The 12,657-nt window shown below is 68.6% G+C and carries 10 protein-coding genes and 1 pseudogene; 3 read left to right on the top strand and 8 right to left on the bottom strand.

What is annotated here, in order from left to right; translation table 11 throughout:
- Window positions 1–58 precede the first annotated feature (58 nt).
- The 5 genes from D9601_RS07445 to D9601_RS07425 all read right to left on the bottom strand — a co-directional run bounded on the left by D9601_RS07445 (window position 59) and on the right by D9601_RS07425 (window position 3,583).
- Window positions 59–904, bottom strand: a complete 846-nt coding sequence (locus D9601_RS07445) for an NAD(P)-dependent oxidoreductase (protein ID WP_198353189.1) — start codon at window positions 902–904, stop codon at window positions 59–61.
- Window positions 905–984: 80 nt separating this feature from the next.
- Entirely contained in the window at window positions 985–1,779 is a 795-nt protein-coding gene (locus D9601_RS07440) for a MetQ/NlpA family ABC transporter substrate-binding protein (protein ID WP_198353188.1), read from the bottom strand.
- A gap of 8 nt (window positions 1,780–1,787) precedes the next feature.
- Window positions 1,788–2,453: a methionine ABC transporter permease gene (locus D9601_RS07435; protein ID WP_198353187.1), complete on the bottom strand. Its 666-nt coding sequence runs from the start codon at window positions 2,451–2,453 to the stop codon at window positions 1,788–1,790.
- The gene (locus D9601_RS07430; protein WP_232473859.1) at window positions 2,450–3,199 is read right to left on the bottom strand and encodes a methionine ABC transporter ATP-binding protein; all 750 of its coding nucleotides are present in this window, start codon (window positions 3,197–3,199) and stop codon (window positions 2,450–2,452) included. The genes D9601_RS07435 and D9601_RS07430 overlap by 4 nt, the downstream gene beginning before the upstream one ends.
- A gap of 108 nt (window positions 3,200–3,307) precedes the next feature.
- Window positions 3,308–3,583: a UvrB/UvrC motif-containing protein gene (locus tag D9601_RS07425; RefSeq protein WP_198353186.1), complete on the bottom strand. Its 276-nt coding sequence runs from the start codon at window positions 3,581–3,583 to the stop codon at window positions 3,308–3,310.
- A gap of 188 nt (window positions 3,584–3,771) precedes the next feature.
- On the opposite strand from D9601_RS07425, the gene D9601_RS19770 reads away from it, so the two are divergent.
- Complete coding sequence (locus D9601_RS19770; protein ID WP_232473858.1) at window positions 3,772–4,704, top strand: helix-turn-helix domain-containing protein; 933 nt, start codon at window positions 3,772–3,774, stop codon at window positions 4,702–4,704.
- Here D9601_RS19770 and D9601_RS07420 read toward each other — a convergent pair.
- Window positions 4,632–5,153, bottom strand: a pseudogene (locus D9601_RS07420) (flagellar motor switch protein FliG); the annotation flags it as partial. The gene D9601_RS19770 and the pseudogene D9601_RS07420 overlap by 73 nt on opposite strands.
- A 94-nt stretch (window positions 5,154–5,247) precedes the next feature.
- On the opposite strand from D9601_RS07420, the gene D9601_RS07415 reads away from it, so the two are divergent.
- A complete protein-coding gene (locus D9601_RS07415; RefSeq protein WP_198353184.1) occupies window positions 5,248–7,989 on the top strand; it encodes a hypothetical protein in 2,742 nt (913 codons plus the stop codon).
- 26 nt (window positions 7,990–8,015) lie between these two features.
- Window positions 8,016–8,423, top strand: coding sequence for a flagellar biosynthesis protein FlgB (locus tag D9601_RS07410; RefSeq protein WP_198353183.1), 408 nt, complete (start codon window positions 8,016–8,018; stop codon window positions 8,421–8,423).
- A 16-nt stretch (window positions 8,424–8,439) separates the two neighbouring features.
- Here the strand turns inward: D9601_RS07410 and D9601_RS07405 are convergent, their stop codons facing one another.
- Window positions 8,440–9,507 carry an NAD(P)H-dependent flavin oxidoreductase gene (locus D9601_RS07405; protein ID WP_198353182.1) on the bottom strand — a complete coding sequence of 356 codons (1,068 nt, stop codon included), beginning with the start codon at window positions 9,505–9,507 and terminating at the stop codon, window positions 8,440–8,442.
- 35 nt (window positions 9,508–9,542) lie between these two features.
- Complete coding sequence (locus tag D9601_RS07400) at window positions 9,543–12,548, bottom strand: TonB-dependent receptor plug domain-containing protein (protein ID WP_198353181.1); 3,006 nt, start codon at window positions 12,546–12,548, stop codon at window positions 9,543–9,545.
- Window positions 12,549–12,657 lie beyond the last annotated feature (109 nt).

Here is a 12,657-nt window from a genome sequence, read left to right as displayed (position 1 = left end):
ACCGCGTGCTGAACGGCGCGAAGCGATCATCGGCTCCGCGTCGCGGTGGAAGTCGCGATCATGCCTGGCCGAGCCACGACCAGTCGCGATCGCCACCGCCCGCGGCGATGATCGCATCCATGCGCTCGGCGAGCAGGCTGGCGAGCGGCAAGGGCGCACCGTCGGCGGCGCTGATCGCCAGGCCGACGTCCTTGCGGCCGAGCGTCAGCGGAAAACCGGCCGGCTCGAACCGCTGCGCGGCGATCATCGGCGCATAGCTGCCGAAGATGCGGCTGCCGAAGTCGCTTTCGACCAGCAGCGCCGCCATGCGGTCGGCGGCGATGCCTTGTGCCCCGGCGATGCGCATCTGTTCGCTGATCGTCTCGATCACCGCGGCGATACCGAAATTGGCGGCGGCCTTGGCGGCGGCGGCCATCGCGGGCCGATCGCCCATAACGATCGTCTTGGCGCCGATCGCCGCGAACACCGGCGCCGCAGCGTCGAGATCGTCGGCCGCGCCGGCCGCGATCACCGCCAGCTTGCCCGCCGCCGCGACGTCGGGTCGGCCGAGCACCTGGGCCGAGACGAAGCGCTGGCCGGCCTCGCGATGCGCCGCAGCGAGCCGGTCGGTCAGCGCGACGCTGACAGTGCTGCACGCGATGTGGAGCAGCCCCGGACCGGCGGACAGCAGCCCGTCGTGCCCGAAGCAGACCGCCTCCAGCGCCGCGTCATTGGCGAGCATCGTGACCGCGACGCCGCTGCGCGCCGCGTCGGCAGGATTGGCGGCGACGGTCGCGCCACGCGCCGCGAACGGTTCGGCCTTGCCGGTGTCGCGGTTCCAGACGGTGACGCGGTGGCCGGCGTCGATCAGCCGCCCGGCCATGCCGTGGCCCATCTGACCCAATCCGATAAAGGCGACGTCCATATCCACGCTCCTGCCGATGCGGTGAGGCCGGCAGATGATGCTCCGGTCGGCGATCGGCAAGGGCGCGCCGCGCCGGCCGATCAGAAGGCGGGCAGCACCGCGCCTTGATAGCGGCGGACGATGAAGGCCTTGGTCGCCGGGCTGCGCAGCGCGGCAACGAGCGCGCGGACGCGGGGATCGTCACCGGCGCCGGGCCGGCCGACGACGAAGTTGACGTAGGGCGAATCCTTGTTCTCGATCGCCAGCGCGTCACGCACGGGATTAAGCTTGGCATCGAGCGCGTAATTGGTGTTGATCAGCGCCAGATCGATCTGGTCCAATACCCGCGGCAGCGTCGCCGCCTCCAGTTCGCGGAACTGCAGTTGGCGCGGATTGGCGGCGATGTCGCGCACGGTCGCCAGCGGGTCGGTTGGGTTTCTGAGGCGGATCAGCCCAGCCTGCTGGAGCAGCAGCAACGCACGGCCGCCATTGCTCGGCTCGTTGGGGATCGCCACCGTCGCATGCTGCGGCAGCGCCGCGATCGACCGCCAGCGGCGCGAATAGGCACCGAGCGGTTCGACATGGATGCCGGCGATCGGCACCAGCTTGGTGCCGCGCGAGGCGTTGAATTCGTCCAGATAGGGCTTGGTCTGAAAGTAATTGACGTCAATCTGGCCCTGATCGACCTGCAAATTGGGCTGGACATAGTCGTTGAACACCCGGACCTCCAAGGTCAGGCCCTGCTTGGCGAGCACCGGCTTGACCTGCTCGAGGATTTCCGCATGCGGCACAGCGGTGGCGGCGACGGTGAGATGGTGCGGGTCGCTGTCCTTGTGACCGCAGGCGGCGAGCAGCAGGGCGGGGAGGGCGGTGAGCAGCAGCCGGCGGGGGAACATGGGCAACCTCAGCGATGGTCCAGCCGGCGGGCGAGCCAGTCGCCGCCATATTGGAGCAGTTGGACAAGGGCGACCATCAGCGCGACGGTGACGAGCATCACGTCCGTCTGGAATCGCTGATAGCCATAGCGGATGGCAAGGTCGCCGAGGCCGCCGGCCCCGACCACGCCGGCCATTGCGGTGAAGGAGACGAGCGCAACGGCGGTGACGGTCACGCCCGCGACGAGGCCGGGCAGCGCTTCCGGCAACAACGCCTTGGTGACGACCTGCCACTTCGTGGCGCCCATCGCCTGTACCGCCTCGATCGTGCCGCGCGGCACCTCGCGCAGTGCCTGTTCGACCAACCGGGCGTAGAAGGGAGCAGCACCGACGACGAGCGGCGGGATTGCCCCCGCCACTCCCAGAGACGTGCCGACCAGCCGCAACGTCAGCGGGATCATGACGATCAGCAAGATGACGAAGGGGACCGAGCGCAGCACATTGACGAGGATTCCGGCCGTTTGGTTGAGCCAGCGGCGCTCCGCCAGCTGGCCGCGGTCGGTCAGGAACAGCAGCACACCGAGCGGCACGCCGACGAGGATGGTGAGGATCAGCGACACGCCCAGCATCACCAGCGTGTCCCGGCTCGCGGTCAGCATGTCGCCCCAGACGATGTTGCCGAGCCAGCCGCTCATGCCGCGTCTCCAAGCAAGGCGAGCGTCGTTCCGTGGGCCGGATCGGCAAGCATGGCGTCGGTGGTGCCGCTTTCGACCAGACGACCGGCATCGAGCACCGCGACACGATCGCAGACGGCGCGGATCACCGCCATTTCATGGGTGATCAGCACGACAGTCAGTCCCAATTCCTGGTTTAGCTCGCGCAGCAGACCCAGCACCGAACGGGTCGTCTCCGGATCGAGCGCGCTGGTTGCCTCGTCGCACAAAAGGATATCAGGCCGGGTGGCGAGGGCGCGGGCGATGCCGACCCGCTGGCGTTGGCCACCCGACAGCCGTGCGGGATGGACGTTGGCCTTGTCGGCGAGACCGACGCGGGCCAGCAGCGCGGCGGTCCGTTCGTGCCGCTCGGCGTGGGGGATGCGGGCGAGTTCGAGCGGCAAGGCGACATTGGCGGCGACCGTGCGATTGGCGAGCAGGCCGAAGGACTGGAAGATCATCGCGGCACGGCGGCGTACCGTTCGCACCGTCTCCGCATCCGCCCCGGCGAGGGACAGGCCATCGACCGTCACCGTGCCGGCGCTCGGCTGCTCGAGGCCGTTGATCAGGCGGAGCAGGGTCGACTTGCCTGCTCCAGAACGCCCGATGATGCCGAACATCGCGCCGCGCGGCACGGCCAGCGACACGTCCGCCAAGGCAGCGGTGCCGTCGGGAAAGCGCTTCGACACGCGGTCGAGCAGGATGATCGGATCGGGGGACAGGTTCATGGCGGTGCGGTACCGCCGCCGCAGCTAGCCGAAGACTGCCGGCGATCGGCGCAAGTTCGTCTTCGTCGGCGGTAAGCTCCGCTTGTCGGGTTCGCGCCAGCCCGGTCTCTAGCGCCGCCGGCGGTGGCCCTGCGTCATCGGATCGGGCTTGGGCGGGGGGCGCCAGCCGGCGCGTGGCTCGACGCGCTGCTGACTGGTGCCGAGACCCATGGAGCCCGGCCGCTGACGGGTCAGCGCGACCGCGTCGACGGCCGCCGCCTCGCTCTCGGAAGCACCGCCGCGGATCAGAGCGATCCGGTCGCGCAATCGGCGAGCCTCCTCGAAGTCGAGCGCCGCCGCGGCGGCCTCCATACGCATCTGCAGGTCCGCGATCGTGTCGGTCATCGCGCCATAACGAACGGCCGCCGCGAAGGTGGCGCCAGCCTAAGCCCTAGGTGCTTGTCGCTTCTGAATTGTTTGTCTTGCGGGAAACTGCCAGAGCGGTCGTGTATCGCGTCGCGATGCCATGCTTGGGTTGCAAGGATGGCGCGTGCGACGGGACGGGCGCGTGACGAGGGGGGTTGGCCACGGCGATGCCACAGACGAACAGGTCCGCAGCGACGGAGGAGGCGGCCGCAACGGGAGAGATCGACCGTTATCGATCGATCGTCTTTCCCAATCGGGTCCGCGATGTCCGGCGGCAGTGCGGCATCCCGACCTTGCTCGGCCTGGCGGCGCGATTGCCCGACATCCCCTATGTCCGACTGTCGAAGATCGAACGGGGCGAGGTCGTCGCCAAGGCCGCCGAGCTGCGCCGCATCGCATCGGCGCTCGACGTCGCGCCCGAGGCGCTGTTGCTCGACATCGACGCGCCCGATTTCGACATCGCCGACTGGGCGGTCGATCTGCAGGACTGGACCGAGGAGGACATCGAGGAGGATCGCTTCGCCGTGCTGTTGGCCGCTGCGATCCGCGCCCGGCGCGAGGCGGACCGCAGCCTGTCGATCCCGCAGGTCGAACGCCTGTACGGCATCGCTCCGGTCATTCTGTCGCGGCTCGAAAATGCCTTCAAGCCGATCGGCCGGTGGAATGCGCAAGCCGTTCGCGCCGTCTGCAAGATGCTGGGTGCGGACAGCGTCGCCGCATTGCGGGAACAGGTGCTGCGGGCAGCTGACGCCGGTGAATACGACCGCCATATCCCGCTGATTGCCGGCGTCGATGTACGCCGCGACAAGACGCGGGCGCGGATCGCATCGCTGCGGGACGAACTGGCGGCGAACCCGCCTCAGACCGAAGAGGGTGCCGTTGGCGCTGAAACCGTTGCGCGTTCGGCACCGCCGCCGCGTCAGGGCGATCATGGCACCGACAGTACCGTCCTCGCGGCGATCCATGCCGCCGACAGCGTCGTCGTGCGATTGGTACCGGTGTTCGGCGTGCCATTGCGTGATGGCTTGATGCGCAGCATGCGCAGCACCACCTCCGCGAACAGCTCCTGCGGCAATTCGGCCAGCACGCGCGCCGCGTGATCGGGGCGGAGCTTCTGCAGGATCACGGCGATGGTCTGCGGATATTCGTTCTTCAGGTAATTGGCGAGCAGGCTCTCGCTGACGTTGGACAATTTGTCCCACATCGTCCGGCCGGAGGGGCCGCGGATATTGTCCATGATCTCGCGGACACGATCCTCCGGCATCACCGCGCGCAGCAGCCGCTCGGTCGAATCGAACGAGCCGTGGAGGTTCGCCATGCCGGCGACCTCGCTGGAAAACTGCACCAGCAGATGCTCGACCACCGAAGACGGCACGCGGCCGAGCTGGGCGATGCAGCCCGACAGTTCGGTCACCTCGTCGATCGACAATTGCTCCCAGATCGGCGCGCCGTGGGTTTCGCCGAGCGCCAGCATCAGCGCGCCGGCCCGTTGCAGACCCGAATATTTCTTCAGGTCGGCCGGTTCGATGACCGGCGCCGTCATGCTCATGCAATCCCCCGAAAGTCGACGGTGCGCGACCGAACCGGCCGCGTTTCGTCTATCTTATAGGAGGAATGCGCCGGTCTGGAGCAGGGAGGCGGCTATGGTCGACATTTACGGCGGGATCATCGGACTGAGTTTGCTGGGCGGTGGCGGCAACGCCTTCGGATTCGGCACCGCGAACGTCCCGGTCGAAACCGCCGCGGCCCGTGCCGCGCGCAAGCTGTTCACCACCCCCGCGACCCAGGCGCCGTGGCGCACTGCAGCCAAGGACCCGACTTCGCTCGATGCGATCGAGGGTCAGGCGGCGAGCGTCCGCGGGATGCATACGATCGTCGACGCGCCGCGCCCGTCCGAGGCGGCGGGGTCGGACGACGTCGAGACGACCTTCGTCACCTATCGCGCGCTCGACCGGCTGAAGGCGCTGGCCCGCGCCGGGCAGCAGGCGGGGCTGGGCGACGTCGAGCGGCAGGGGCTGCAGCGCGCCTTCGCCAAGGGGCTGGCCGATCTGCGCACCTTCCTGGCCAATGCGCCGGGAGGGAAGGTTGCGCTCGCCTTCGGCCCGCCGACGACCAATGTGAAGAGCGCGCCCGGCCTCGCGACCAAGGATATCGGCAGCTTCACCGGCACCGGCGTCGTCGCCGATCTCGATGCCGGCCTGCCCGGCATCACCGGGCAGGAGCGATTCACCGTGCAGCTGGACAACGGCACGCATCACGACAGCGTGACGGTCGATCTGTCCTCGCTGCCGCAGCAGCCGCCGACGCTCAAGCAAGTGGCCCAGGCGTTCAACGACGCCATCGCCGCGTCGTCCAGTGGCTTCAACTATGAGGTCAAGTTTGCGCCCGCGATGATCGGCGACAAATACGGGCTGACCATGACCACGACGGCGGCGACGACGGTGTCGCTGCAGCAGGCGGGCGCGGGCGATGCGCTGACCGTGGTCGGCAGCGGCACGCAATTCGGCGCGCCCGCGGGGGCCAGCCTGTCGCGGGTGGCGGACCCCTCGGCCTCGCTCGACCGACAAATGCTGGGAACGATCGTCGCCACGGATCGCGCCGGGACCGCGGCGGCGCAGGCCAAGGCCGATGCCAAGGCCGCCGACGCCCGTAACGCGGAGACCTACGATCCGACGGCCGATCCGGCCGCCGCGGCGGCACCGGTCACCGTCAACGCCAAGCTGCAGGCGCGCGCCACCGTCACCGCAGCGGACGGCTTCACCTATGTCGTCGGCACGACGCAGGGCGACATCGGCACCTCACGGGTCAATGGCCACGACGACCTGTTCCTCAGCAAGCTCGACAGCGAGGGCAAGGTCGTCTGGCAGCATGCGCTGGGTCCGACGGGCACCTCCGAAGGCGCCGCGATCAGCCTGACCCCGCAGGGCGACGTGGTCGTCGTCGGCACGGTCACCGGCCAGTTCGACGGCACCGCGATCAGCGGCAGTGCGATGATGCTCGCCCGCTACGATGCGACCGGCGAGCGCAAGTTCGCCACCGCCCTGCCAAGCGCCGGGAACGACGAGGCGACGGCCGTCGTCGCCGCGGCGGACGGCAGCATCTATGTCGGCGGCCGCTCGGACAATGCCAATGGCGGCGCCGCCTATCTCGCCCATCTGGATGCGCAGGGTCATCTAATCGAACAACGGGCGATCGCCGGCAGCGGGTCCGGACGCGTCAATGCGCTCGCCATCGACGGTGACGGCCGGCTGCTGGCCCTGACCCGCGAAAACGGGACCGCCCAGCTGCGCAAGGTGGACGCAGACGCCCTCGGCACCGACCTGGGCAGCGTCGACTTCGGCAGCGCGAATGCCCGCGCGCTCGCGGTCGCCGTGGACGGTCATATCGCGGTCGTCGGCGCGACGACTCAGGCCGTACCGGGTAGCAGCGGCCTCGCCCCCGATCACGGCACCGACGCCTTCGTGACGCGGCTGAACGCCGATTTCAGCGGCGCGAGCACCACATATATCGGCACGGCCGGGGAGGATCAGGCGGACAGCGTCGCCTTCGTCAACGGGACGATCTACGTCGGCGGCCGCACCACGGGCAGCCTGAGCGGCCAACGCCAGGGAACGGTGGACGGTTTCGTGGCGCGGATCGATCCCTCGACCGGCGCTGTCGGGGCGGTGTCGCAGTTCGGCGTCACGGAAGGCGTCAGCGACCCGGTACTCGTCGCGACCGCCAAAGGCGGCAACAGCGTGCTGGGAGCGCTCGGTCTGCATCGCGGGTCGCTCAACGACGACGTCGCCACCTCGCTCGCCGCCCAATTCGGGCTGGTCGCCGGCGACAGCTTCACCGTCCAGCTCGACACGCAGGTCGCGCATCGCGTCACGATCGATGCGGGGGAAACGATGACGAGCCTGCGGCTGAAGCTGCAGCAGCTGCTGGGCAGCGATGCAGTCACGGTCATGACGCCGCGGAACGACGACGGCAATGTCCAGCTCAGCCTGTCCGTGCGTCCCGGCCATACGCTCAGCCTCACGGCCGGCCCCCAGGATCGCGATGCTCTCGCCAAGCTCGGCCTCGCACCGACCCGCATCCACGCCGACTCGCCGCGCAAGGCGAGCGATCCGAAGGTCACGCCAGGTGGCAGCTTTGGCCTGTCGCTCACCGATACGCTCAGCATCGCCACCATCGACGCCGCAAAGGCGGCGGGAAGCGCGGTCGACGACGCGATTTCGATGACGCAGAGCGCCTATCGCTCGCTCTATTGGGACAGCGGCAAGGCATCGCGCGTCAACGGCACGATCGGTCCCGGTACGGCGCGGCAGCAGGCGCAGCTGGCATCTTACAAAGCGGCGCTGGCGCGGTTGAACGCCGGTGGTGGCGGCGGCGGGCTGTTCTGACCTTCGAACCTGCAAGGACGTTTGCGTTGACCGACGCCATTCCCCTGATCGACGGCCTGACCCGCGCGATGAAGAATCTCGCCGAACGCCAGCGGGTCGTCGCTCAGAATATTGCAAACAGCGAGACGCCGGCCTTCCGCGCGCAGGAGGTGGAGGCGCCGGACTTCTCCGCATTGCTGGTCGACCAGGGCAAGCCGCATGTCGCGCGCCCGCGCGTGCGCGCCACGGGCGGCATGGTCGCGCTCGGCCTCGCCCCGAGCAGTGATGGCCACATCTTCGCCGATCCGCAGGTCTCCGAGACGAAGCCGGACGGCAATACGGTGACGCTGGAGGATCAGCTGCTCAAGATGGGCGACATCCAAAGCCGTTTTCAGACGATGACCGATCTGTATCGCAAACAGATCGGCCTGATCCAGGCGGCGATCGGTCGCTGACGGAACAGGGCGTCGTTCAGCCCGCCTGGTGGATCGCCAGCTCACTGGCCAGGGTCGCGACCAGCGCCGCCGCCGGCATCGGTCGCGACAGCGGCGCGCCCTGACCGGCCCAATAGGCGCCGTAGCCGCTTTCGCCGCCGGATCGGGCGGCGACATGCAGCGCCTTTCCGGCATCATAGGCGATCGGATAATCGGGCGGCCTCAAGGTATGGAGCGTATCGGCAAGAGCATCGAACCGACCGGGCAGGGCACGCGCCGGCCGGCCCGAGATGCGGTCGGTCATCCGCGTATGCCAGGCGCCCGGCCCGGCCAGTCCGGCGCGATAGGCCGCATCCGCTGCGCTTTCCGGGCAGCCGATGAAAGCGGTGCCGAGCTGTGCCGCAATGGCGCCGAGATCGAGCGCGGCTGCGATCCCGGCACCGTCCATGATGCCCCCGGCGGCGATAATCGGCGACTCCACGTGGCGCACGAGCAGTCGCGTCAGTGGTAATGTGCCGAGCGCATCATCCGGTGCGGCGGGGTCGAAATGGCCGCGATGGCCGCCCGCCTCGATCCCCTGGGCGACGATCGCGTCGATCCCGACTGCGGCGGCCGCCTGCGCCTCCGCAAGACTGGTTGCGGTCGCCAGCATGAGTGTACCGCGGGCTTGGAAGGCGGCGACCGTCGCCGCATCTGGCAGTCCGAAATGGAAGCTGACGACCGGCGGCGCCTCGGCGAGCAACATGGCGCGCATTCCGGCATCGTCGCCGAAGCTGGTGTAGATCGCGCGCAAGGCGACGGGCGGCTGCGCGCCGACTGCTGCGAAGCTGGGCGCCAGCGCGGCGATCCACGCAGCTTCGCGGACCGGATCCGGCGTCGGGGTGGCATGAACGAAGACATTGACGTTGAAGGCGCGATCCGTCCTGGCGCGCACCTCCGCGATGGCGGCCTGCGCCGCGTCGACACCCAGCGCACCGATCGCGATGGCGCCGAGCCCGCCCGCGTTCGATACCGCCGCCGCCAGCGCAGCGGTGGAGACGCCGGCCATCGGCGCCTGCAGGATCGGCAGCGCGACGCCGAGCCCGGCGAGCAGGGGGTGGATCATGACGCCTCCATCCCGGCCGCGGCGGCGCCGGACGATCAGCGCCGCCGGCCGAGCTTCACGCCGACATAGATGTACCGACCGAGCGACGAAATCGGATAATCGTAGCTGTCGGCGTCGGGCTTCTGCCCGGTCAGATTGTTGACCCCGCCGTAGAATGCGAAATCGTCGGCGACGGCATATTGCAGCTGCACGTCATGCTGCCACAGCTCCTTGTAGCGCAGCAGGTCCGGCGCGGCATAATCCGGGTTGGCGTCGGTCGCCGCCTTGGGGAAGCGCCGGGTACGGTCGAACCAGCGCAGATTGTAGCTGATCGTCAGCCCGTCGAGCGTCCAGGTCGGCGAGGCGACGAAGTTGAACTTGGGTCGACCGGGCTGGTCGACCTGATCCTCCGGCGTCGCGCCCGGCGTTGCGATCTGCTCCAGTCGGTCGAGATAGCCGCCGACGAACCGCAGGTCGAAGGTGCCGGCGCGGGCGGTGCGCACGACATAGCTGAGGTTGACGTCGAGCCCGGCGGTGCGGAAGCTCGCGACATTCTGCGGCTGGACCGAGAAGCCGTTGATATAGGCGGTGCCCTGTCGACGCCGGATCGCGCTGCAGAAGACGTTGTCGAGCGTCGGCTGGTCGACGCACAGATTGGCGATGGTGTTGGCATCGGCGGTGTTGATCGCGTTGCGCAACCGGATGTCATACCAGTCGGCGGAAATCGACAGGTCGGGCAGGAAGCGCGGACGCAGCACCGTGCCGGCGGTCCAGGTCCGCGCCGTCTCCTCGCGCAGGCCCGGATTGCCCGTGCGCGAGCCGTTGATCAGCACCGCGGCATCGGGATTGTTGTTGGCGGTGAAGGTCGCCGGATTGCCGCCGAGCGAAGTGATCAGCGCGACGCAATTGGCGGCGCGGGTCGCCGATCCGGCGTTGCGGTTCTCAAGATAGCAGGGGTCGACGAAGTAGTTCGTCGTCGGGCTGGTCGGCTGGAACAGCTCGCCGATGTTGGGCGCGCGCACCGACTGGCCGTAGGAACCGCGGAAGGTGATATCACGGATCGGCGCCCAGACGCCGTTGAACTGCCACGCCTGGGTGCGGCCGACGGTGGAATAGTCGGACAGGCGGCCGGCGGCGCCGACCGACAGGGTTTCCGCGAATGGCACGTCCTTGAGCAGCGGCAGATTGAGCTCGCCGAACGCCTCCCACACGTCGAACGCGCCGCGCGACGGCGAGATGACGTAATTGGGGTCGAAGCTGTCGCCCTCGTCATATTGATACCATTGCTTGCCGGTCAGGAAGCTGTTGGGATTGAAGCGGCTGGTCTCTCGCCGATATTCGCCGCCGACCGCGAACTGGACGGGCCCGCCGGGCAGCCGGAACAGCGCGCCGAAGTCACCGGTCAGCTGCGCGCTGGCGACCGATTGGGTCAGCCGGGCGGTGCTGATGTTGTTGCCGTTGGTCGCCCAGGCGAGCGCGGCGGGGTCGTAGACGCCCGTGCCGAAGGTGTTGAGCGGCAGGCAGCCGCTGTTGGCGCCCGGCGTGAAGCTGTATGCCGCCACCTGCAGCGCGGCGGGGTTGAGGTTGGACCGGCAGGTCGCCTTGCCGGTCGCCGGATCGGTGACGACGTCGAGCGCGGCGGTGAAGCGGTCGTTCCAGCGGCTGTTGAGCTTGGTGATGCGCACGTCGGTCTGGCCGTAGGTGAACGACACGTCGTATTGCGCATGATCGGTGATGCGGCCGCTCGCATCGATCACGCCGCGCCAGGTGCGCCGGCGGTCGCTTTCGCCCAGGCGGGGAAAGTCGGTGTTGTTGCGGTTGGAGACGATCGTCGTGTCGCCGGCGAGCAGCGCGGCATTGCGCAGTGTCGTCGGGATATACGGATTGTCGAGCGTGAAGACCGCAGGGTAGTTGCCGGAGAAGCCGCCAAAGGTGGTCGCCGTGGTCTGGACGAACTTGCCCTCCAGGCTCAGCTTGAATGCGTCCGAGACATCGTAGTGGGTCAGCAGATTGACCGCGTGGCGTTCGGTCGCCGGCAGCAGGTCGCCGACATAGCCGGCGACGGGCGTCGCGCTGCCGCCGCTGACGAAGCCGCCGCCGACCTGCGTGCCGGGGTCGTAGCGGGTGCCGTCGCCGTTGTAGGCGTTGCCGCCGATCTCGATATAGCCGCTCGGCGTGCCGTACGGATAGCGCAGGTCGCCTGCCAGCACCTGCTGGTACGATCCGGCGGCCGGGCCGTTATAGGCGAGGTTGGGAACGAGATACTGGCGGTTCTCGCGGCGCAGGAAGGCGCGGTCGTCGTTACGCAGCGGGCTGTCGGCATTGTATTCGTAGAAGAGCGTGACGTTGCCGCGCCCGTCGCCGAAGTTCCGCCCGGCGCCGATCGAGGCGAAGCGGTTGCCGGCGTCGCCCTGATCGGAAATGCCCATCTGCGTCCGCGCGGTGACGCCGTCGAAATCGCGCTTCAGGATGAAATTGACCACGCCCGAGACGCCGTCGGCACCGTAGACGGCGGAGGCGCCGCCGGTCAGCACGTCGACCCGTTCGATCAGGTCGGTGGGGATGGCGTTGACGTCGACCGCGGCGCTGTCGATCTGGCTGGCGACGTGGCGACGGCCGTTGACCAGCACCAAGGTGCGCGCGGTGCCGAGCCCGCGCAGGTCGAGCAGATTGAGGCCTGCGGCGCCGTACAGCTGGCCGCCGGGCCGGTCGGAACCCGCCGATTGCGTGCTGTCGACGGAATTGGTCAGCGCCGGCACGCGCTGCAGGAACGACGTGACGTTGGTGTTGCCCGACTGCTGGATGTTCGCGGCGTTGAACGAGACGATCGGATTGGGCGCGGCATAATCGGGGCGGGCGATGCGCGATCCGGTGACGACGATGTCGCTGCCCGATGCCTGATCCGGGGTCACGCTCTGGTCGGCCGGGGCGGCGGTCTGGTCACTCGGAGCGGCGGTCTGCGCCGCGGGCTGGGACTGCGCGTCTTGCGCCTCTGCCTGGCCGATCGACGACAACAGCACGCCCGCGACGATCGCGGCGCGGCACACAGACCTGTCCTGCATCCGAAACACCCCTTTTGATAACGCCGCGCGCTTCTTTTTTGATGCGACGTTAACCCAAGGGAACGTTTCGGCTGCGCAATCGCTCCACAAACATGGGTTATATATTTGA

Source organism: Sphingomonas sp. MA1305, assembly GCF_016107325.1.
Lineage (GTDB): Bacteria > Pseudomonadota > Alphaproteobacteria > Sphingomonadales > Sphingomonadaceae > Sphingomonas.
Note: the sequence above shows the minus strand (reverse complement) of the source record. Positions and strands in the feature narration are given on the sequence as shown.